At 67.8% G+C, this 20862-nt stretch carries 18 protein-coding genes; 10 read left to right on the forward strand and 8 right to left on the reverse strand.

Annotated elements, in window-relative coordinates; translation table 11 throughout:
- The first annotated feature begins 34 nt into the window (after nt 1-34).
- Complete coding sequence (locus KB879_RS03180; protein WP_211980740.1) at nt 35-1057, forward strand: IS110 family transposase; 1023 nt, start codon at nt 35-37, stop codon at nt 1055-1057.
- Nucleotides 1058-1356: 299 nt separating this feature from the next.
- Here KB879_RS03180 and KB879_RS03185 read toward each other — a convergent pair whose 3' ends face one another.
- The 6 genes from KB879_RS03185 to KB879_RS03210 all read right to left on the reverse strand — a co-directional run bounded on the left by KB879_RS03185 (nt 1357) and on the right by KB879_RS03210 (nt 5945).
- On the reverse strand, nt 1357-1938 hold the full coding sequence (locus KB879_RS03185) for a DUF2946 family protein (protein WP_013955635.1): 582 nt from the start codon (nt 1936-1938) through the stop codon (nt 1357-1359).
- A 48-nt stretch (nt 1939-1986) separates the two neighbouring features.
- Nucleotides 1987-3081, reverse strand: a complete 1095-nt coding sequence (locus tag KB879_RS03190; RefSeq protein WP_211980741.1) for a YheT family hydrolase — start codon at nt 3079-3081, stop codon at nt 1987-1989.
- Between the two features lie 44 nt (nt 3082-3125).
- On the reverse strand, nt 3126-3566 hold the full coding sequence (locus tag KB879_RS03195) for a nuclear transport factor 2 family protein (RefSeq protein WP_013955637.1): 441 nt from the start codon (nt 3564-3566) through the stop codon (nt 3126-3128).
- Between the two features lie 31 nt (nt 3567-3597).
- Nucleotides 3598-4620 carry a lipopolysaccharide heptosyltransferase II gene (gene waaF, locus KB879_RS03200; RefSeq protein ID WP_013955638.1) on the reverse strand — a complete coding sequence of 341 codons (1023 nt, stop codon included), beginning with the start codon at nt 4618-4620 and terminating at the stop codon, nt 3598-3600.
- 112 nt (nt 4621-4732) lie between these two features.
- On the reverse strand, nt 4733-4927 hold the full coding sequence (locus KB879_RS03205) for a zinc-finger domain-containing protein (protein WP_013955639.1): 195 nt from the start codon (nt 4925-4927) through the stop codon (nt 4733-4735).
- Nucleotides 4928-5024: 97 nt separating this feature from the next.
- Nucleotides 5025-5945 carry a branched-chain amino acid transaminase gene (locus KB879_RS03210; RefSeq protein WP_013955640.1) on the reverse strand — a complete coding sequence of 307 codons (921 nt, stop codon included), beginning with the start codon at nt 5943-5945 and terminating at the stop codon, nt 5025-5027.
- Between the two features lie 182 nt (nt 5946-6127).
- Between KB879_RS03210 and KB879_RS03215 the strand changes: the two genes are divergently transcribed.
- Nucleotides 6128-9124: a DEAD/DEAH box helicase gene (locus KB879_RS03215; RefSeq protein WP_371827388.1), complete on the forward strand. Its 2997-nt coding sequence runs from the start codon at nt 6128-6130 to the stop codon at nt 9122-9124.
- A 140-nt stretch (nt 9125-9264) separates the two neighbouring features.
- Nucleotides 9265-10284: a tripartite tricarboxylate transporter substrate binding protein gene (locus tag KB879_RS03220; RefSeq protein WP_211980742.1), complete on the forward strand. Its 1020-nt coding sequence runs from the start codon at nt 9265-9267 to the stop codon at nt 10282-10284.
- Between the two features lie 75 nt (nt 10285-10359).
- Here the strand turns inward: KB879_RS03220 and KB879_RS03225 are convergent, their stop codons facing one another.
- Entirely contained in the window at nt 10360-11502 is a 1143-nt protein-coding gene (locus KB879_RS03225; RefSeq protein ID WP_013955643.1) for a helix-turn-helix transcriptional regulator, read from the reverse strand.
- 101 nt (nt 11503-11603) lie between these two features.
- A complete protein-coding gene (locus KB879_RS03230; protein WP_013955644.1) occupies nt 11604-12710 on the reverse strand; it encodes a helix-turn-helix transcriptional regulator in 1107 nt (368 codons plus the stop codon).
- A gap of 382 nt (nt 12711-13092) precedes the next feature.
- Between KB879_RS03230 and KB879_RS03235 the strand changes: the two genes are divergently transcribed.
- The 7 genes from KB879_RS03235 to KB879_RS03265 all read left to right on the forward strand — a co-directional run bounded on the left by KB879_RS03235 (nt 13093) and on the right by KB879_RS03265 (nt 20862).
- Nucleotides 13093-14289 carry a phosphoglycerate kinase gene (locus KB879_RS03235; RefSeq protein ID WP_211980743.1) on the forward strand — a complete coding sequence of 399 codons (1197 nt, stop codon included), beginning with the start codon at nt 13093-13095 and terminating at the stop codon, nt 14287-14289.
- Nucleotides 14290-14343: 54 nt separating this feature from the next.
- Nucleotides 14344-15780 (forward strand): pyruvate kinase, encoded by a 1437-nt coding sequence (gene pyk / locus KB879_RS03240; RefSeq protein WP_211980744.1) that lies wholly within the window; start codon nt 14344-14346, stop codon nt 15778-15780.
- Between the two features lie 168 nt (nt 15781-15948).
- A complete protein-coding gene (fba, locus tag KB879_RS03245; RefSeq protein WP_211980745.1) occupies nt 15949-17013 on the forward strand; it encodes a class II fructose-bisphosphate aldolase in 1065 nt (354 codons plus the stop codon).
- Nucleotides 17014-17117: 104 nt separating this feature from the next.
- The gene (locus KB879_RS03250) at nt 17118-18026 is read left to right on the forward strand and encodes a phosphoribosylaminoimidazolesuccinocarboxamide synthase (protein ID WP_211980746.1); all 909 of its coding nucleotides are present in this window, start codon (nt 17118-17120) and stop codon (nt 18024-18026) included.
- 53 nt (nt 18027-18079) lie between these two features.
- Complete coding sequence (purE, locus tag KB879_RS03255) at nt 18080-18577, forward strand: 5-(carboxyamino)imidazole ribonucleotide mutase (RefSeq protein ID WP_010812195.1); 498 nt, start codon at nt 18080-18082, stop codon at nt 18575-18577.
- A 28-nt stretch (nt 18578-18605) separates the two neighbouring features.
- Entirely contained in the window at nt 18606-19850 is a 1245-nt protein-coding gene (locus tag KB879_RS03260; protein ID WP_211980747.1) for a 5-(carboxyamino)imidazole ribonucleotide synthase, read from the forward strand.
- 22 nt (nt 19851-19872) lie between these two features.
- Nucleotides 19873-20862 (forward strand): L-threonylcarbamoyladenylate synthase, encoded by a 990-nt coding sequence (locus KB879_RS03265; RefSeq protein ID WP_013955652.1) that lies wholly within the window; start codon nt 19873-19875, stop codon nt 20860-20862.

Here is a 20862-nt window from a genome sequence, read left to right on the forward strand (position 1 = left end):
ATCCAAACCATCACTTGAGGTAAGGAGAGCCCAAATGAATGCTACGACATATGGGCTGGATCTTGCAAAGTCGATCTTCCAGCTCTACTGGGTCGACCCAGAGACGGGCGAGACGCACAGCCGGCGCCTCAGCAAGACCCAACTGATTTTCTTTCTGAGCAATCGCACCCCCGGCAAGTTCGTACTGGAGGCGTGTGGCGGCGCGCACTGGTGGGCAAGAAAGATTGTCAGCCTGGGCCATGAAGCCATCCTGCTCCACCCAAAGTACGTGCGACCGTTCGTGCGGACCAACAAGACCGATGCGGCCGACGCGCGCGCGATCTGGACAGCCGCGCAGCAACCTGGGATGCGACCGATACCGGTAAAGACTGAGGCACAGCAAGCCTTACTTGGATTGCACCGAATTCGCTCGGAACTAGTCGACAGCCGCACGCGGCAAGTGAATCAGATTCGCGGCTTGCTGGGCGAATACGGCCTGCACTTCGTGCTTGGTCGCAAGGCTGCCATGGCGCAGTTTGTCACCCGACTGAGCGAGATCGAGCAAACCATCCCGGCTCCCTTGTGGCGACTGTTGTCGCGCCAGTTACAGCGACTCAGGCAGTTGGACGCTGAAATCCTCGCGGCCGAGCAAGAGATCGCTGCATGGCTAAAAACCGAGCCTGCCGCCCAATGTGTGGATGCGATTCCGGGAATTGGCCCGATCACCGCCACGGCCCTGGTTGCCACCATGGGATCTCCCCAGGCTTACCGCTCAGGCAGAGCCTTCGCGGCCAGCCTGGGCCTGGTACCAACCCAGAGTGGCACCGGCGGCAAGGTTCACCTCGGCCATATCAGCAAACGTGGCGATCCCTATTTGCGCAAACTGCTGATCCATGGCGCACGCATCGTGCTGACCCGCTCGAAGCGGCGCCCGTGCTGGGCTGAGGCCCTGCTGGTCAGGCGCCCGACCAATGTTGCCATCGTCGCGCTAGCCAACAAGATGGCGCGCACCGCCTGGGCATTGCTTGCCCATCGCCGCCTCTATGAACCCGGCTATGTCAGCGCACGGCCTGCGTAGCGAAAGCACGACCACAGCAGGGCACAAACGAATACCTTCAGGGTTGCACAGGGTAAGGAGATAAGGTGTGATGGCAAACTAGGTCGGACCGCGGGAACGCAAACCCGATGACATCCAAGCGGCTTACAGCCCGTCGTGGGAGATGGGGACGTTCCCGGCTGATTCCATCAAGGCCCGCAGGCACGTTCCTGCAGCAAGGTCGGATATAAGACAGCAACCCATACCTACAAGCCTAAGCCCTTCAATTTACCTTGGCATCCGGGCGGTGTTCATATAAGGATGTCAAGGGGGCGGTTGCGTCAGGCCGCCGGCTGGCGCACGAAGCCAAAGCGCTTGGGCACCTCGCTCTCGGCAATCGGCTCGATCGGGATGTCGCGGCCATCGTGATGGAATACGCCCAGGTCCGTGCCGCAGGCTTCGCCATGCCAGGTGCTGGCGCCGCTGAACAGTTCCAGGTCGTGGTCGTGCAGCAGGGCGCCCTGCTGTGCCGGCAGGCTGCCTTGCGCCATGCCTTCGACCGTGCCGGCCAGCACCACATTGCCGTGCTCGTCGGCGAAGCAGGCCTGCAGCGTGAAGGGCTGCTGCGTGGTGGTGCGCAACGCGCCTTCATGCAGCCGCACGACCCACGGCGCATAGCCCAGCGATACGAACACCCGTTGCGGACCGTTCTGGAAGTACCAGGCGCCGCGCTCGTCGCACAGGTAGTTGCGTTCGATAAAGCCGATCAGCGCTTCATGGCGGATGGGGTCGCCCGACAGCCCGTGCTGCTGGGCGTATTCATTGCGCAGGCGCCACTGCCCGCGGCGGTCCAGTGCCAGCCAGCCGTAGGCATTGGGCACGTTGGGCCAGCGTGCCATGGCTTGCCTGACGATCTCGTCCATGTCTGTCTCCTCGGGGGGCCGGTGGCTTATCGTGCCGCTGCACCCGCCCTACATCATGCGGTCAAAAAATCTCAGGATCCGTGCCGGCAGCCATTCGATATCGCCGCTGAAGCGCCCGTCGGGCAGCAGCGGCAGGTGCCGGCGCCAGCCCTCGGGCGGGGTCATGAAGCCGACATGGCCACCGTGCTCGGGCTGTTCCAGCCATACCTGGGGGCTGGCGTCGGCCGGGCCGGGCAGGTGCCGGGCCGGCAGGAAGGGATCGTTGCGCGCATTGAGCACCAGCGTGGGCACGGCGATGTCGCGCAGCACGGGTTTGCTGGCGGCGCGGCGCCAGTAGTCGTCGGTATCGACAAAGCCATGCAGCGGCGCGGTGACGACGTTGTCGAAGGCGTACAGGTCGCGGCTGGCCAGCATCGTGTCGCGGTCGAACAGCCCCGGGAACTGCCCCAGCTTGGCCAGCGACTTGCGCTTGAGCGTCTGCAGGAACATGCGCGTGTAGACCAGGTTGAAGCCGGCCGACAGCGCCGCGCCGCCGGCAGCCAGGTCCAGCGGCGCGGAGATCGCCGCGGCCGCATGCACGTGGCCGGCGCTGGTGCCATCTTCGCCCAGGAAGCGCAGCAGCGCGTTGCCGCCCAGCGAGATCCCCACCACCAGCAGCTTGCGCCCGCTGGTGCAGTGGCGCTGGCGCATGCGCTCCAGCACCCAGCGGATCTCGGCCGAATCGCCCGAATGGTAGAAGCGCGGGGCCAGGTTGAGCTCGCCCGAGCAGCCGCGGAAATGCGGGACCACGCCCTGCCAGCCGCGCAGGGACAGCGCATGCATCAGCGCCTGCGCGTAATGGCTGCCGGAATCGCCCTCCAGGCCGTGGAACATCACCACCAGCGGCGTGTCCGGGCGCACCGGGTGGGTGGTCCAGTCGAGGTCGATGAAGTCCTGGTCGGGGGTGCCCCAGCGTTCGCGGCGGAAGCTCACGCGCGGCGGGCGGCGCGTGAAGCGCGCGGGGATGATGGTCTGGGCATGGCCGCCGCGCAGCCACCAGGGCATCGGCACGCCTTCGCCGTAGCCATGGCCGGGTGCCGTGGCGGGATCAGCCTGGGCGGCGTTGACGACCTGGGGAAGGCGGTGGTGCGGAAGCTGCGTCATGCCGGCGTGGTGTTGCAGCAGGCCGCGGCGCGGCCATGCGGGGTTCAGTGCAGCGCCTGCCCCGGCGCGGCGGCCACGGCGGCAACCTGCACCGCGTTGGCCGGGCTGCAGTGGATATGTGCCAGGCGCCAGCCTTCGTGGTTCTGCATTAGCACATAGGTGGTGTGCACGTACAGGTCGGCCTCGACGCGGTCGCCGCCGAAGCGCAGTGCCTCGGTCACGTCGAAGATCGCCACGGCCATCGACGCATGACTGCTGGTCTCGATCGCATCGACCAGCACCGGTTGTTCTTCCAGCAACTGCAGGAAGGCCTGGCGCAGCTGTTCGTGGCCGATCAGGCGCTGGCCGTCGGGCAGCACGCAGGTGATCGAGTCTTCGTCTAGCCACAGGCGCAGCGCGCCGTCGGCGTCGCGCAGCTTCAGTGCTTCGCGAAAGGCTTCGACGATGTCTTCGGCGGAATCGAACAGGCGGGCAAAGCGAGGCATGGTGGCAGTAGAAGTGGCGAGGGCGGTGAAATCAGGGCCGGTGCAGCAGCTTGCGCAGCTCGACGAACACCATTTCAGGTTCGATCTCTTTCAGGCAGCGCAGGTGGCCTAGCGGGCACTCGCGCTTGAAGCAGGGACTGCACTCCAGCTGCAGCCACATGATACTCGCTGCCTGTGACAACGGCGGAGTGTGGCGCGGGTCGCTCGAGCCAAATACCGCCACCTGGGGCCGGTTCAGCGCCGCGGTGACGTGCATCAGGCCGGAGTCGTTGCAGACAGCGGCTTCGGACAGCGCCAGCAGGTCCACGGCGTCATCCAGCGAGGTCTGGCCGCACAGGTTGCGCACGAACGGGGCCTCGCTGACGATCTCGGCGGCGATCTCGGCGTCCTTGGCCGAGCCCAGCGTGATCATCTGCGCATACGGGTAGGAACGCCGCAGCATCTGCGCGAGCCTGGCGAAATGTCCGGCCGGCCAGCGCTTGGCCGGGCCGAACTCGGCACCCGGGCAGAACGCGATCACGCGCGTGTGCGGGGCGATGCCAAAGCGCTCGGCGGTGGCCGCCATGCGCGTCGGGTCGACGCGCAGACGCGGCTCTGGCAGGTCTTCGGGCAGGCGCGCGCCGGGCCTGAGCGCCAGGCGGGCGTAGTGCTCCACCATCGGCGGGCGCTTGTCGCGCGGCGGGTTGGCGTGGCGCACGTTGAGCAGGCCGAAGCGGGCTTCGCCGCGGTAGCCGATGCGCAGCGGGATGCCGGCCAGCCAGGGGACCAGTGCCGACTTGAGCGAGTTCGGCAGCACGTAGGCGAGGTCGTAGCCTTCGTTCTTGAGCTGCTGCGCGAACATCAGCCGTGCCGACAGCTGCAGCTTGCCGTGCGCGAGGTCGGACGGGAACACGCGGCCGATCTCCGGCATGCGCGCGAGCACGGGCGCGACCCACTTGGGCGCGAGTGCGTCGATGACCAGGCGCGGATGGCGCGCCTTGAGCAGCGCAAAGAGCGGCTGCGCCATCAGGGCGTCGCCGATCCAGTTGGGGGCGATGACGAGGGCTTTCTTCATGGGCGGGGCGCTTGGAGCCGGCACGCCGGCGCGGACGCCGGGAACGCCGACGCTCCGGGGCGCCTGCAAGCGGCCCGGAGCGTCAGGATCGTGCGAATGCGGGCGGCTCGGGTCAGTGGTGGCCCTTCAGCACGGTGCCCGGCTTGAGCTTGTAGACGGTGCCGCAGTAGGGGCACTTGGCTTCGCCGGTGTCTGCCACGTCGAGGAACACGCGCGGATGGTAGTTCCATGCCGGGGTGCTGGCGGTCGGGCAGTGCAGCGGAATGTCTTCAGCGCCGATTTCGATGATGGTGGCGGTTTGCGTCATGGTGTTGCAGGGAGTGATGCTTATTGTTCGATGAAAACAGCGGGTGTGCCGCGCCCGGCAGTACCGGGCGCGCGCAGAAGGGGCTGGCAGCCGGTGCTCAGACCAGCGTCAGCCACTTCTTGTACTTTTCGTTGGTGCCGCCCACGGCGGCAAAGAACGTGTCCTGGATCTGCTTGGTCACCGGGCCGCGGCGGCCTTCGCCGATGACGCGGTCGTCCAGTTCGCGGATCGGCGTGACTTCGGCGGCGGTGCCGGTGAAGAAGGCTTCGTCGGCGCAGTACATCTCATCGCGGGTGATGCGCTTTTCACGCACCTCGATGCCCAGGTCGCGGGCGATGGCCAGGGTGGCGTCGCGGGTGATGCCGTCCAGGCAGGAGGCCAGGTCCGGCGTGTAGATCACGCCGTTGCGCACGATGAAGACGTTCTCGCCCGAGCCTTCGCTGACATAGCCTTCGGTATCCAGCAGCAGCGCTTCGTCGTAGCCCAGGCCGGTGGCTTCCTGGTTGGCCAGGATCGAGTTGATGTAGTAGCCGCTGGCCTTGGCGCGCACCAGCGACACGTTGACGTGGTGGCGCGTGAACGACGAGGTCTTCACGCGGATGCCGCGCTCCATGCCTTCCTCGCCCAGGTAGGCGCCCCACGGCCAGGCCGCGATCGCCACGTGGATGGTGTTGCCCTTGGCCGAGACGCCCAGTTTCTCGTCGCCGACCCACACGATCGGGCGGATGTAGCAGGATTCCAGCTTGTTGGCGCGCACCACTTCGCGCTGCGCCGCTTCCAGCGTGGCCTCGTCGAAAGGCATGACCATCTGGAAGATCTTGGCCGAGTTGAACAGGCGCCGGGTGTGCTCGTGCAGGCGGAAGATGGCGGTGCCTTCGGGCGTCTTGTAGGCGCGCACGCCTTCGAACACGCCCATGCCGTAGTGCAGCGTATGCGTCAGCACATGGATCTTGGCGTCGCGCCATTCGATCAGCTTGCCGTCCATCCAAATCTTGCCGTCGCGATCAGCCATCGACATGTCTTTTCTCCCAGCGCCGTCAAATTAGCAAAAACGCCATTGTAAGCCGCGGGGGCATGGGTCACAACGCGATGCAGGCGTTGCGGCGGTCTAGAATCCTCTTTTCCGGGCGTTTGCCGAATTTCGGACGTCATTTCCTGCTGTTCCCCCGTTGTTGCACGTTTCCCTATCCCAGAACCGCCGTGCCTTTGACCACACATCCCGGCCATGACGACCTGCCTGAACCCGGCGAGGACGGCGCCAGCCCCGCGCCGGGCCCGGACTGGCAGCAGGCGCTGGCAGCACTGCGTGCACTGGCCGGCGCCGAACCCGCCGCCGGCGCCGAGGCCCGGCGCCTGCTGTGGGCGCTGACGCTGGACGCCGACGGCGTGCCGGGCACGATCGAGCCGCTCGAGCAGGTGCGCGGCGCGCGCGGCTGGGGCAAGCCGAAGCCGGTGCCACTGGCCCGGGTCGCCGAGGACGACCGGCTCGAGCCGTGGGATGCCCGCGTGGCGCGCACCATCCGCCGCGACCAGTCGCATAACCGGCGCTGCGTGCTGGACCGCGCCGCCGCGGTGATGGCGTTGGTGGGCCACCCGGGCGTGGTGCTGGCGCATGCGCCATCGCAGACGCTGGAGGTGGTCGAGGACGCCCCCGCGCTGGAAGCGGTCCACAGCGCCGGCCGTTATGTGCTGCGCATCTTCCCGCCGGTGCGCGAGGCGCCGGCGATGGAAGCCTTGCTGCCCGCCGCCGCACGCCAGGAGGCCGAGGCGCTGCGCCAGCTCACGGTGGTGCGCGATGGCCCGCACCGACTGCGGGTGATCCGCTACACGCCCGCCCAGTTCGATGCCGCGCGGCTGCTCGGCGACGGTCTGGCGATCCCGGAGGACGGCCAGGCGCAGCTCGACCAGACCCTGCGCGCGCTGGCCGGCCACTTCCAGGTCCATGCCGACCAGGCCGTCGGCACACGCGCGGTGGAGGCCGAGACACGGCTGCGCGCCGAGGTGGCGCCGGTGGCCCGCGGCATTTCGCTGCGGCTGGTGGTGACGCCGCTGGGGCCGCTCGGGCCGCGGCTGGCGCCTGGCGCCGGGCGCGAGCGCCTGATGGCCGCCGTGCGCGGCGAGACCCTGGCCACGCAGCGCGACCTGGATGCCGAGCTGGCCAGCGTGGCCGAGGTCTTCGCGGCATTGCCGCAGTTGGTGGCGCTGTCGCCGCCGGGCGGCGATTACACCTGGACACTGGACGATCCGGAGGACGCGCTCGCCGTGGTCGAGGCACTGCCCGGCCTGCCCGCCGTGCAGGCCGTGGAATGGCCGCGCGGCAAGGAGATCCGCGTGCTGCCGGCCGACCTGCCGCAGCTGGGGGTGCAGATCGAGAGCCGCGGCGCGTGGTACCGGCTGGCCGGCGAACTGCGCGTGGCCGAGGGGCTGGTGCTGGAGCTGGGCAAGCTGATCGACTGGACCGGCAGCCACGCCGGGCGCTTCGTGCCGATGGGGCAGGGCGTCTACGTGGCGCTGACGCGCGCGCTGCGCGGCCGGCTGCGCGACCTGGCCGGCGTCGGTGAGCATGTGCCCGACGGCATTCGCGTCCCGCAGATGGCCACGCCGTGGCTGGACGACGTGCTGGCCGGCGCGGGCGTCGATCCCGACGCGCATTTCCGCCAGCGCATCGCCCGGCTGCGCGCCGCGCGCGAGGCTGACATCGCGCTGCCTGCCACGCTGGCGGCTGAGCTGCGGCCCTACCAGGAGGCCGGCTACCGCTGGGCCATGACGCTGGCGGCCTCGGGCCTGGGCGCCTGCCTGGCCGACGACATGGGCCTGGGCAAGACCCTGCAGGCGCTGGCGGTGCTGGTGGCGCGCGCCGGCGGCGGCGCCGCGCTGGTGATCGCGCCGACCTCGGTGTGCGGCAACTGGGCGGCCGAGGCGCGGCGCTTTGCGCCCACGCTCAACGTCCATGTCTATGCCGAGGGCGATCGTGAGACGCTGCTGGCGCAGGCCGGGCCGCATGACCTGGTGATCGTCTCGTACACGCTGCTGCAGCAGGCCAGCAAGGCGTTCTGCGCGCGCGAATGGCATACCGTGGTCGCGGACGAGGCGCAGGCCTTCAAGAACGCGGTCACGCGGCGGGCGCAGGCGATGTTCGCGCTGCCGTCGGGCTTCCGCATGGCGCTGACCGGCACGCCGGTGGAGAACCGGCTGGCGGAACTCTGGTCGGTGATGCGGTTCTGCAATCCGGGCTTGCTGGGCTCGCTGGCCCGCTTCAACGAACACTTTGCCAACCCGATCGAGCGCGGCGGCGTGCGTGAGGCGCGCCAGCGGCTGCGCCGCATGATCGCGCCATTCGTGCTGCGCCGGACCAAGGCGCAGGTGCTGGACGAACTGCCGCCGCGCACGGAGCTGGTGATCCGGGTCGAGCCCGAGCCGGTCGAAGCCGCGCACTACGAGGCCCTGCGCCGCCAGGCCCAGACCGAGGCCGAGGCCGCGCTGGCGCGCGTGGAAGCGGCGCGCAAGGCCACCAAAGGCGCGCCTGCCGGGGCCCGTGCGCGCGCCCTGGCGCAGGCCCAGCACCAGGCGCAGGCGCGCATCCACGTGCTGGCGCAGCTGATGCGGCTGCGGCGCGCCGCGTGCGATCCGCGCCTGGTCACGCCGGAACTCAGCGGCCAGCTGTCCGAAGGCGCCAAGGTGCGCGCCTTTGTCGAGCTGGCCAGCGAGCTTGCCGCGAGCGGCCACAAGACCCTGGTGTTCAGCCAGTTTGTCGATTTCCTGCAGCTGCTGCGCCAGGGGCTGGAGCGGGCCGGGCTGGCGCTGCAGTACCTGGACGGCGCCACCCCCGCGGCCGAGCGCACTCGCCGCGTGGCCGCCTTCCAGGCGGGCGAGGGCGATGTCTTCCTGATCAGCCTGAAGGCCGGCGGCTTCGGCCTGAACCTGACCGCGGCCGACTACGTGATCATTGCCGACCCCTGGTGGAACCCCGCCGCCGAAGACCAGGCCATGGGCCGCGCGCACCGCATCGGCCAGCAGCGCCCCGTGACGGTGTACCGACTGATCAATGCGGGCACCATCGAAGAGCGCATCGTCGACCTGCACCGCGACAAGCGCGCGCTGGCCGACGGGCTGCTGGAGGCCGACGACGACAGCACCGCGGGAACCGGCGCGCCGCTGCCGGACGTGGATGAACTGGTGGGCCTGCTGCGGCGCTGAGCGGCACCGGGCAGCACCATATGCCCGCACGGCATACCTTCAAACCAACTCGGTCGTTTGGTTTTGGCAGGAACCTTGCTATCGTGTGGCGCTGGCCCGGGGCTCAGATCCCGGTCATTAAACTTACCGACGGTGCCCCCATGCCTATTTCGTCCCGCCTGCTTCCGCGCTTGTCCTTCCGTCCCGCGACCGGCCTGGCCGTGCTGTGCGCCGCCGCTGCCATCAGCACGGTCAGCATGCCCGCCCGCGCGCAAGGGGAGTGGCCGACGCAGCCGGTGACGATCCTGATGGGCTTCACCGCCGGCTCCGGCGTCGACATCGTCGGCCGCACGCTGCAGGAATCGCTGCAGAAGTCGCTGAAGACCACCATCATCTACGACTACCGGCCGGGCGCCGGCGGCAACGTCGCCTCCGAAGCAGTGGCGCATGCCAGGCCGGATGGCTACACGCTGCTGCTGGGCACCGCCGCCACGCACGGCATCAACCCGGCGCTGTACAAGAGCCTGCCGTTCGACGCCGAGGCCGATTTCACCCCGATCGCGCCGCTGGTCGAGGTCTCCAACGTGCTCACCGTCAACCCGGCGGTGATCGACGTGAAGTCGGTCAAGGAGTTTATCGAGAAGGTCAAGGCCAACCCGGGCAAGTACAACTTCGCGTCCACCGGCAACGGCACCGGCACGCACCTGGCCTTTGCCGAGTTCAATGCGCGCGCCGGCCTGGACATGGTCCACGTGCCCTACAAGGGCGGCCCGGACGCGCTACAGGCGGTGGTGAAGGGAGAGGTCTGCTGCATCTTCAACCAGGTGCAGAGCGTGCTGCCGCAGTACCGCGCCGGCAAGGTGCGCCTGCTGGGCGTGACCACCAGGCAGCGGGTGCAAGTGATTCCCGACGTGCCGACCATTGCCGAGAGCGGCCTGCCCGGCTTCAACAGCACCATCTGGTTCGGCTTCTTCGGGCCGAAGGGGCTGGATCCGAAGATCGCGCGCAAGGTCAACGATGCGGTGAAGGTGGCGCTGGAAACGCCGGCGATCCGGCAGAAGCTGATCGATGCGGGCAACACGCCGCGGGTCGAGACTGTGGATCAGTTCAAGGCGACGGTGAAGGGGGATCGGCAGAAGTGGGCGGGGGTGGTTAAGACTGTGGGGGCGTCGGTGGATTGAGGGTGGTTGGGGGATGGTTGGCTATCGCAGAGCCTGCATCCACGAGAAGCGGCAAGCGCCCCCCAAGCCCCGCCCCTAAGCTCTTACCCCCAACCGAGTCAACAAATGCGCCAACTGCGCCTGCGTCCCCGTAGCCGTCTTGGTAAAAATAGCCTTCAACTGCGTGCGCCCAGTCTCGCGCCGGATGCCGATCAGCTCGCACGCCTCGGGCAGGCCGATGCCCGATGACAGCTGCAAGGCCAGCCGGGTCTCGGCCGGCGTGAGGCCGTAGAGGTCGCGCAGAACCGCCGGCAGTGTCATCGGCGCGGTGCCGGGCTCGTGGATCGCCACCAGCACGCTGGGGCGCTGCCAGTCCATCGCCAGATGGTGCGCGGGTGGCAGCGGCAGCAGGACGACCTGGGCCTGGCGGCCGGCGCTGTCGGCGGCGCGCAGCGCCTGTGCCGGCTGCGGGTTGGCGGGGTTGCATGCCGCCCGCAGCGCTTCGGCAAATGGGCGCGACAGCTGCCAGTCGGCTTCCTCGCGCACGGCCGCGGCAGGCGACGCCACGGCGCTGGTTTCGATCGACGCCGCCGGCAGCAGCCGGCGCACCCAGGCCTCGCCGATGCTGTTGGCCAGCAGCGGCTTGCCGTCATCGCGGAACACGATCACGCCGAACGGCAGCCGCTCCATCAGCTGCGCCGACGCATGCGCCAGTGCCGACACCTGGTGGGTGCGGTCGCGCAGCGCCATCGCTTGGCGCACGTGCGGGATGGCCCAGTCGAGCGCGCGCGCGTCTTCGGGCGAATAGTGGTCGTGGCCATGCGGGCGCTGCAGCGACAGGAACACGTCGTAGTGCGGCTGGCGCTCGATCAGGCAGGCCATCACCGACGACTGCTCGAATTCCCGCAGGAACTCGCCATAGAAGGGCGACCTGCGCATCGCCGGCACGCCCAGCTCGCGTGAATCGATATACCAGTTGCCCACCGACATGCGCCTGGCGAACGGCAGGGCCGGGTCGATGGCCACGTACTGTTCGCTGTAGGCGGCCACCGCCTCCGGCATGGGGTTGACCTCCTGGTTCACCAGCACGCGCTCGTTGACCGTGTCGAGCACCAGCAGATGGGCATGCGTGCTGCCGCTGGCCTGGCACAGCGCGCCCAGGCTGCGCTGCCAGGCGTCGGCATCGAAGATCCCCTCGTACAGCGCGCGAATGGTGTCGTGCATCTGTGTATCGCTCATGGCTTCCCTTCTTTTTACTTCTTGTATTTTTAGCACTTTCTTCGCGGGGCAACGGGCGGGCCGCAGGCGCGGCGCTGGCCCGATGCCGGGCGCGGTGGTGTTCAGGCCTCGTCCAGCGCTGCGCCGAGGCGCGAGAGCAGATGCGTCAGCTGGGCCTGGCTGTTGCAGCCGGTCTTGTGGAACACGGCCTTGAGCTGGGTGCGCGCGGTTTCGTGGCGGATGTTCAGCTGCTGGCTGGCTTCTGGCAGGCCCTGGCCGGTGGCCAGCTGGTTGGTCAGCCGGGTCTCCGCCGGGGTGAGTCCGTACAGGTCGCGCAGCACCGGCGCCAGCAACAGCGGCGCGCTGTCCTGCTCATGCACGATCACCAGCGCCGCCGGTTCCTGCCATTGCGCGGCAAAGGCGTGCGAGGGCGGCAGCGGCAGCACGATCACCTGCGCGCCGGCGCCGCTGCCGTCGGTGGCGCGGGCGGCCTGCGCCGCGACCGCGCGTTGCGGGTCGCAGGCGGCCTGCACCATGTCGGCGAACGGGCGCGACAGGGTCCAGTCCGACACCTTGCCGGCCGGGTCCAGGCGCCGCGCCCAGCGCTCGCCGGCGCGGTTGCTGAGCAGCACGTGGCGCTGCGGCGAGAACACCAGCAGCGCAAAATTGAGCCGTTCCACCAGCTGCGTCGACAGCCGCGCCAGCACCGTCAGCCCCAGGGTGCGGTCGCGCATGGCCATGGCGCTGCGCATATGCGGGATGATCCAGTCCATGCCGCGGGTGTCGTCGGGCGAGAACAGCGGCTGCGTGCGCGCGCGCTGCATCGAGAAATAGACTTCGTAGTGGGGCTGGCGCTCGACCAGGCAGGCCACGTAGGAGCGCAGGTCATAGCGGTGGAAGAAGTCGCGGTAGAACGGATGGCGGGCCATGGTGCCTTCGCCCAGTTCGCGCGCGTCGATATACCAGTCGCCCGGCCGCAGGCGCGGCGCGAACTGCTTGGCCGGATCGATGGCCTGGTAGTCCGATTCGTACTCGGAAAACAGTTCCACCACCGGATTGACGATCTCATTGACGGTGACCTGGTCGCGGACGGTGTCCCAGACCATCATCGAGGCATGTGCCGTGCCCGCCAGTTCCGTCAGGGTGCGCAGGCTCTGCTGCCAGGCACCGGGATCGAGAATGCCCTCGTACAAGCCACGGATCGCTCCGTGCATGTCGGCTTCTTTCATCTGACTCACCCCCTGCATTCGCGACAAGGAAATGCGCGGCGCCGGCGGTGCGTCTGATCGCACACCGGCTGCATTCTTTTTGGCTGCTTGTTATTTTGGCCGCCTGTTGTCATGGCCGTTTCAAGACCGGCTCTGGCGCTTTTTGCGTGTCTGTTGTAGCAGACGTTGCATACATTACCGCACTCGGGGGTCAACAGGGGCATGGAGCTGACCCTTCTTTCGTGGGGAAGTATGTCACCAGCACCCTGTGGGGTTGCCATGAATGTGACGCAAGGGTAATTTCTCAAGCGCGTAACGGTCCGGAATCGGCAAAGCGTTGACCGCGATCAGGTAAAATGCCCGTTTCCCCGAATTTCAGCGAAATCTCGCGCCATCCATCGCCATGACCTCTGTCCTGCGTCTTTCCGACCTGATTTCCCAAGGCAAAATCTCCGGCAAGAGGGTGTTTATCCGCGCCGACCTGAACGTGCCGCAGGACGACGCCGGCAACATCACCGAGGACACCCGCATCCGTGCCTCGGTGCCGGCCATCGAGGCCTGCCTGGCTGGCGGCGCCGCGGTGATGGTCACCTCCCACCTGGGCCGCCCGACCGAGGGCGAGTTCAAGCCCGAAGATTCGCTGGCGCCGATCGCCACGCGCCTGTCCGAACTGCTGGGCAAGCCGGTCAAGCTGGTGCAGAACTGGGTCGACGGCGTCGAGGTGGCGCCGGGCCAGGTGGTGCTGCTGGAAAACTGCCGCGTGAACAAAGGCGAAAAGAAGAACAGCGACGAACTGGCCCAGAAGATGGCCAAGCTGTGTGACGTCTACGTGAACGATGCCTTCGGCACCGCCCACCGCGCCGAAGCCACCACGTATGGCATCGCCAAGTACGCCCCGATCGCCTGCGCCGGCCCGCTGCTGGCCGCCGAGATCGACGCGCTGGGCAAGGCGCTGGGCCAGCCGGCGCGTCCGCTGGTGGCAATCGTGGCCGGCTCCAAGGTCTCGACCAAGCTGACCATCCTGAAGTCGCTGGCCGACAAGGTCGACAACCTGGTCGTCGGCGGCGGCATTGCTAATACCTTCATGCTGGCCGCCGGCCTGAAGATCGGCAAGTCGCTGGCTGAAGCCGACCTGGTCGGCGACGCCAAGACCATCATCGACATCATGGCCGCCCGCGGCGCCTCGGTGCCGATCCCGGTCGACGTGGTGTGCGCCAAGGAATTCAGCGCCACCGCCGCGGCCACCGTCAAGGACGTCAAGGACGTCGCCGACGACGACATGATCCTGGACATCGGCCCCAAGACCGCCGCGATGCTGGCCGAGCAGCTCAAGGCCGCCGGCACCATCGTCTGGAACGGCCCGGTGGGCGTGTTCGAATTCGACCAGTTCGGCAACGGCACCAAGGTGCTGGCCCAGGCCATCGCTGAATCGAAGGCGTTCTCGATCGCCGGCGGTGGCGACACGCTGGCGGCCATTGCCAAGTACGGCATCGCCGACCGCGTGGGCTATATCTCCACGGGCGGCGGCGCGTTCCTGGAATTCCTGGAAGGCAAGAAGCTGCCCGCATTCGAAGTGCTGGAGCAGCGCGCCGCAGGCTGACGCATCCGCCGGGCCCGGCGGTGTTGCCGGGGCCCTGAACCAGGAATTCCGCGCATGACTCGTTCCACCAAGATCGTCGCCACCATCGGCCCCGCCTCCAGCTCGCTGGAAATCCTGACCCGCATGATCGCGGCGGGGGTCGACGTGGTGCGGCTGAATTTTTCGCACGGCACCGCCCAGGACCATCTCGACCGCGCCCGCCTGGTGCGTGAAGCCGCGCAGGCATGCGGGCGCGAGGTCGCCATCATGGCCGACCTGCAGGGTCCCAAGATCCGCGTCGGCAAGTTCGAGCACGGCAAGATTACGCTCAAGGCGGGCGACCCGTTCATCCTGGATTCGAGCTGCCAGCTCGGCAACGAGCAGCGCGCCGGCCTGGACTACCAGGACCTGCCGCGCGACGTCGGCCCGGGCGACCTGCTGCTGCTCAACGACGGCCTGATCGTGCTGGTGGTGGACCGCGTGCTCGGCAGTGAGATCTTCACCACCGTGCGCGTGGGCGGCGAGCTGTCCAACAACAAGGGCATCAACCGCCAGGGTGGCGGGCTGTCGGCGCCGGCGCTGACAGCCAAGGACATGGACGATATCAAGACCGCCATGGCCCTGGGCGCCGACTACGTCGCCGTCAGCTTTCCCAAGAACGCCACTGACATGGAAATGGCGCGCCAGCTGGCCGCCGTGGCCGGCCAGCCGCACGGCCACAAGGCCCGCATGATCGCCAAGATCGAACGCGCCGAGGCAATCCGCCCGGGCGTGCTGGAAGAGATCCTGCAGGCGTCCGACGGCATCATGGTGGCGCGTGGCGACCTGGCCGTGGAGGTGGGCAATGCCGCCGTGCCGGCGCTGCAGAAGCGCATGATCAAGCTGGCGCGCGAGGCCAACAAGCTGACCATCACCGCCACCCAGATGATGGAGAGCATGATCATCAACCCTGTGCCCACGCGTGCCGAGGTCTCGGACGTGGCCAACGCCGTGCTGGACGGCACCGACGCGGTGATGCTGTCGGCCGAAACTGCGGCGGGCCGCTACCCCGTGGAGACGGTCGAGGCCATGGCCGCGGTCTGCATCGAAGCCGAGAAGTCCGAGGTGGTGCAGCTCGACACCGATTTCCTGAACCAGACCTTTTCGCGCATCGACCAGTCGGTGGCGATGGGTGCGCTGTTCACGGCCTATCATTTGCAGGTGAAGGCGATTGCCGCGCTGACCGATTCCGGCGCCACCGCATTGTGGATGAGCCGTCACCGTATCCATGTGCCGATCTATGCGATGACGCCCAACCTGGCCTCGCAGCGCAAGATGCAGCTGTACCGCAACGTGGTGCCGCTGCCGCTGCAGTCCAGCGCCGACCGCGACACCGCGCTGGAGCAGGCAGAAGAACTGCTGCTGGCCCAGGGCGTGGTGCAGCGCGGCGATTTCATCGTGCTGACCATTGGCGAGCCGATGGGCCAGCCGGGCGGCACCAATACCCTGAAAATCGTCAGGGTGGGCAGCTGAAAGTGAGATGAGGCAATGCGTGCCATGCCGGACGGAGCGCCAGCGCGGAATGCGCAGGGCTGACGGCGCCGGCAGGCACGGGCGATGCGCTACGTAAGTCGATTCACTGCGTAAGCGCCGATTAGAAGAATACGCGGAAGACACCCCATTTTTTATTAGGAGTTAGACATGCCACTCGTATCGATGCGCCAGCTGCTGGACCACGCGGCCGAGAACAGCTACGGCCTGCCGGCCTTCAACGTCAACAATCTCGAGCAAGTGCAGGCCATCATGCAGGCCGCTGACGAGGTCAACGCACCGGTGATCATGCAAGCCTCGGCCGGCGCGCGCAAATACGCCGGTGAGCATTTCCTGCGCCACCTGATCGAAGCCGCCGTTGAGGCTTATCCCCATATTCCGGTCGTGATGCACCAGGACCACGGCCAGTCGCCGGCGATCTGCCAGGGCGCGATCGACCTGGGCTTCTCGTCGGTGATGATGGACGGCTCGCTGCGCGAAGACGGCAAGACCCCGGCCGAGTACGACTACAACATCGACGTCACCCGCAAGGTGGTGCAGCTGGCCCACGCCGTCGGCGTGACCGTGGAAGGCGAACTGGGCTGCCTGGGTTCGCTGGAAACCGGTGAAGCCGGCGAAGAAGACGGCATCGGCGCCGTCGGCGTGCTGGATCACTCCATGCTGCTGACCGATCCGGAGCAGGCCGCCGATTTCGTCAAGGCCACCCAGCTGGACGCCCTGGCCATCGCCATCGGCACCTCGCACGGCGCCTACAAGTTCACGCGCAAGCCCACCGGCGACATCCTGGCGATCAGCCGCATCAAGGAAATCCACGCTCGCATCCCCAACACCCACCTGGTGATGCACGGCTCGTCGTCCGTTCCGCAAGAGCTGCTGGAAGAGATCCGCAAGTTCGGCGGCGACATGAAGGAAACCTACGGCGTGCCGGTCGAGGAAATCCAGGAAGCGATCAAGTACGGCGTGCGCAAGATCAACATCGACACCGACATCCGCCTGGCCATGACCGGCGCGATCCGCCGCTTCTTCGCCGAGAACCCGAGCAAGTTTGACCCGCGCGAATACCTGAAGCCGGCCCGCGAAGCCGCCAAGCAGGTGTGCAAGGCGCGCTACATCGCCTTCGGCTGCGAAGGCCAGGCCAGCAAGATCAAGCCGATCGGCCTGACCGACATCGCGCAGCAGTACAAGGCGGGCAAGCTGTCGCAGGTCGTGCAGTAAATGTCCCTAGTCCGCCTTCCGCGCAAGGGGAAGGCGGATTGCAGTTCCGGCCGCCGCGGCACGCATCCAGCGCCCGGCGGCTTCGCCGTTTTATCGGAACCAACATGTCCAACGCTCTCTACCAGTCCTCCATCAACTCGCTGCCGCTGCTGGGCCACGGCAAAGTGCGCGACAACTATGCCGTCGGCAATGACAAGCTGCTGATCGTCACCACCGACCGCCTGTCGGCGTTCGACGTCATCATGGGCGAGCCGATCCCTGACAAGGGCCGCGTTCTGAACCAGATGGCGAACTTCTGGTTCCGCAAGCTCGCGCACATCGTGCCGAACCACGAGACCGGCATCGCGCCCGAGACCGTGGTCGCGCCGGAGGAAGTGGAGCAGGTCAAGGGCCGCGCCGTGGTGGTCAAGCGCCTGAAGCCGATCCTGGTCGAAGCCGTGGTGCGCGGCTACCTCGCCGGCAGCGGCTGGAAGGACTACCAGGCCACCGGCAAGGTGTGCGGGATCGAACTGCCCGCCGGCCTGCAGAACGCGCAGAAGCTGCCCGAGCCGATCTTCACCCCGGCCGCCAAGGCCGAGATGGGCGAGCACGACGAGAACATCTCGTTCGGCGAAGTCGAGGCCCGCATCGGCATCGCGCTGGCGCGCCAGATGCGCGAGATCTCGATCCGCCTGTACAAGGAAGCGGCCGAGTTTGCCGCCACGCGCGGCATCATCATCGCCGATACCAAGTTCGAGTTCGGCCTGGACGACAATGGCGTGCTGACGCTGATGGACGAAGTGCTGACCGCCGATTCGTCGCGCTTCTGGCCGGCCGATTCGTACCAGGTGGGCACCAACCCGCCGTCGTTCGACAAGCAGTTCGTGCGTGACTGGCTGGAAGCCGTGCGCATCGACGGCAAGCCCTGGCCCAAGACCGCGCCGGCGCCACAACTGCCGGACGACGTGATCGAAAAGACCGCCGCCAAGTACCGTGATGCGCTGACGCGCCTGACGGGCGAAGAACTGCAGTAATGCAGGGCGCCGTTCCCGCGCGTGCGGGAACGGCCAACGAAGGAACAGACAAAGTGAGCAAGCAAGACAAGCCGCTGGTCGGCGTGGTGATGGGCAGCAGTTCCGACTGGGACGTGATGCAGCACGCAGTGGCCATGCTGAAGGATTTCGGCGTGCCGTTCGAAGCCCAGGTGGTGTCCGCGCACCGCATGGCGGATGACATGTTCCGCTATGCCGAGAGCGCGCGCAGCCGCGGCATCCGCGCCATCATCGCCGGGGCCGGCGGCGCCGCGCACCTGCCCGGCATGATCGCCGCCAAGACCATCGTGCCGGTGTTCGGCGTGCCGGTGCCGTCCAAGTACCTGCGCGGCGAGGATTCCCTGCTGTCGATCGTGCAGATGCCCAAGGGCGTGCCCGTAGCCACCTTTGCCATCGGCGAGGCCGGTGCCGCCAATGCCGCGCTGCACGCGATCGCCACGCTGGCCACCACCGACGAGGCGCTGGCCGGCGCGCTGGAAGCGTTCCGCGCGAAGCAGACCGAAGCCGCGCGCGCGATGACGCTGCCGCTGTAATCATCCGGACATCCCACGGAACCTAGCAATGCCTACCGATATCCATCCCTACCTCTCCGAAGCCCACACGCCGGAATCGCGCGCCGAGTTCGGCGTCGACCGTCCCGACGCGCCCATCCTGCCCGGCGCGTGGCTCGGCATGCTGGGCGGCGGCCAGCTCGGCCGCATGTTCACGCATGCGGCGCAGGCGATGGGCTATCGCGTATGCGTGCTCGATCCGGACCAGGACAGCCCGGCCGGCTCGGTGGCGGACAAGCATATCTGTGCGCAATACACCGACGAGGCCGCGCTCGCCGAGATGGGCAAGCTGTGCCAGGCGGTAAGCACCGAGTTCGAGAACGTGCCGTCGCTGTCGCTGGACCGGCTCGAGCAACTCGGCGCCTTTGTCGCGCCGCGCGGCTACTGTGTGTCGATTGCGCAGAACCGCATCGGCGAGAAGAAGTTCTTTGCCGCGTGCGCCGAGCGCACCGGCGTGTCGCCGGCCCCTCACTGGGTAATCCAGCACGATGCCGATGTCGACCAGCTGCCCGACCACGTGCTGCCCGGCATCCTCAAGACCGCGCGCATGGGCTATGACGGCAAGGGCCAGGCGCGCGTGAAGACGCGCGACGACGTGCGCGCCGCCTGGAACGCCATGCAGCACGTGCCGTGCGTGCTGGAGCAGATGCTGCCGCTGGCCTATGAGGTCTCGGTGCTGGCCGCGCGTGCCGCGAACGGCTCCACTGCCACCTGGCCGCTGGCCGAGAACGTGCACCGCGACGGCATCCTGTTCTCGACGGAAATGCCGTCGACCAGCGTGTCGCCTGAGATCGCCGACCGCGCGCGTGCCGCAGCCGCTGCCATCGCCACCGAGATGGGCTACGTCGGCGTGCTGTGCATCGAGTTCTTCGTGCTGACCGACGGCTCGCTGGTCGCCAACGAGATGGCGCCGCGCCCGCACAACTCGGGCCATATCACCATGGATGCGTGCGAGACCAGCCAGTTCGAACAGCAGGTGCGCGCCATGGCGCGGCTGCCGCTGGGCAGCACGCGCCAGCACTCGGCCGGCAAGATGCTGAACCTGCTGGGCGACGTGTGGTTCGAGTTCGGCCTGGAGCGCACGCCGTCGTGGGACGAGGTGGTGGCGCAACCTGGTGCCAAGCTGCACCTTTACGGCAAGGGCGATGCGCGCCCGTCGCGCAAGATGGGCCACGTCAACTGCGTGGGCGAGCATGCCGAAGCGGCTGCCGCCGCCTTTGCCGCCGCCGCGCGGGCGCTGCATATCCCGCTCTGAAGCCATAGCTCCAAGGAACACGATGTCGCCGCGAATGCCCACGGCCGCTGAACTGGACGAAGCCGTCCGCCTGCTCGAGGCCGGGCAACTGGTCGCCTTTCCCACCGAAACCGTCTACGGGCTCGGTGCGGACGCCGAGAACCCCGAGGCGGTCGCCCGCATCTTCGCGCTGAAGGGCCGGCCGTCGAACCATCCGGTGATTGTCCACGTGGTGGACGGTGCCGATATCGGCTACTGGACCGACGAGGTCCCCGAGGCCGCGCAGCAGTTGATCGACGCCTTCTGGCCCGGCCCGCTGACGCTGATCCTGAAGCGCGCCGCGCATATCCATTCGGCCGTCGCCGGCGGCCAGGACAGCATCGGCGTGCGTTGCCCGTCTCACCCCGTGGCGCAGGCGCTGCTGGCGCGCTTCAAGCGCGGCCGCGGCGGCATTGCCGCGCCGTCGGCCAACAAGTTCGGCCAGGTCAGCCCGACCACCGCGCAGCATGTGCGCGATGAATTCGGCGATGCGGTCTATGTACTGGAAGGCGATGGCGTGGAGGTCGGTATCGAATCGACCATCGTCGACCTGTCGCGGCTGGACCAGGGCATCGGCCCGGTGCTGTTGCGGCCGGGCGCGATTACCGCGGCGATGATGGCGCAGGTACTGGGCGCGGCCCCGCTGCCGCCTGATGCGGCTGCGCCGCGGGCCTCAGGCACGCTCAAGGCCCACTACGCGCCGCACACACCGCTGCTACTGGCCGATGCGCAAGCGGCTTCGGCGCAGCTGGCCTCGCTGCCGGACGATGCACGCGTGGTGTGGGTCGGCCGGGCGCCGCTGGTGGACCAGCGGTGCACCTGGGTGCAGGCGCCTGCGGATGCGGCGGCTTACGCGCGTGAGCTTTACCGCTTGCTGCGCAAGCTCGACAAGCAGGGCTATACGCAGCTGATGTTCGAGGTGCTGCCTGTAGGGCAGGATTGGGCCGGGGTGCGGGATCGGCTGGAGCGGGCGGCGGCGGCGTTCGAGGGGTGA

Origin of the sequence: Cupriavidus sp. KK10 (genome assembly GCF_018223725.1) — a bacterium.
GTDB lineage: Bacteria > Pseudomonadota > Gammaproteobacteria > Burkholderiales > Burkholderiaceae > Cupriavidus > Cupriavidus necator.

Excerpts from the sequence above, each read along its gene's own strand:
- KB879_RS03205 (WP_013955639.1), bottom strand. The coding sequence starts at position 4,927 with ATGACGCAAACCGCCACCATCATCGAAATCGGCGCTGAAGACATTCCG.
- KB879_RS03210 (WP_013955640.1), bottom strand. The coding sequence starts at position 5,945 with ATGTCGATGGCTGATCGCGACGGCAAGATTTGGATGGACGGCAAGCTG.
- KB879_RS03190 (WP_211980741.1), bottom strand. The coding sequence starts at position 3,081 with ATGACGCAGCTTCCGCACCACCGCCTTCCCCAGGTCGTCAACGCCGCC.
- fba (WP_211980745.1), top strand. The coding sequence starts at position 15,949 with ATGCCACTCGTATCGATGCGCCAGCTGCTGGACCACGCGGCCGAGAAC.
- KB879_RS03220 (WP_211980742.1), top strand. The coding sequence starts at position 9,265 with ATGCCTATTTCGTCCCGCCTGCTTCCGCGCTTGTCCTTCCGTCCCGCG.
- KB879_RS03195 (WP_013955637.1), bottom strand. The coding sequence starts at position 3,566 with ATGCCTCGCTTTGCCCGCCTGTTCGATTCCGCCGAAGACATCGTCGAA.
- waaF (WP_013955638.1), bottom strand. The coding sequence starts at position 4,620 with ATGAAGAAAGCCCTCGTCATCGCCCCCAACTGGATCGGCGACGCCCTG.
- KB879_RS03265 (WP_013955652.1), top strand. The coding sequence starts at position 19,873 with ATGTCGCCGCGAATGCCCACGGCCGCTGAACTGGACGAAGCCGTCCGC.
- KB879_RS03260 (WP_211980747.1), top strand. The coding sequence starts at position 18,606 with ATGCCTACCGATATCCATCCCTACCTCTCCGAAGCCCACACGCCGGAA.
- KB879_RS03185 (WP_013955635.1), bottom strand. The coding sequence starts at position 1,938 with ATGGACGAGATCGTCAGGCAAGCCATGGCACGCTGGCCCAACGTGCCC.
- pyk (WP_211980744.1), top strand. The coding sequence starts at position 14,344 with ATGACTCGTTCCACCAAGATCGTCGCCACCATCGGCCCCGCCTCCAGC.
- KB879_RS03225 (WP_013955643.1), bottom strand. The coding sequence starts at position 11,502 with ATGAGCGATACACAGATGCACGACACCATTCGCGCGCTGTACGAGGGG.
- KB879_RS03250 (WP_211980746.1), top strand. The coding sequence starts at position 17,118 with ATGTCCAACGCTCTCTACCAGTCCTCCATCAACTCGCTGCCGCTGCTG.
- KB879_RS03180 (WP_211980740.1), top strand. The coding sequence starts at position 35 with ATGAATGCTACGACATATGGGCTGGATCTTGCAAAGTCGATCTTCCAG.
- KB879_RS03230 (WP_013955644.1), bottom strand. The coding sequence starts at position 12,710 with ATGAAAGAAGCCGACATGCACGGAGCGATCCGTGGCTTGTACGAGGGC.
- KB879_RS03235 (WP_211980743.1), top strand. The coding sequence starts at position 13,093 with ATGACCTCTGTCCTGCGTCTTTCCGACCTGATTTCCCAAGGCAAAATC.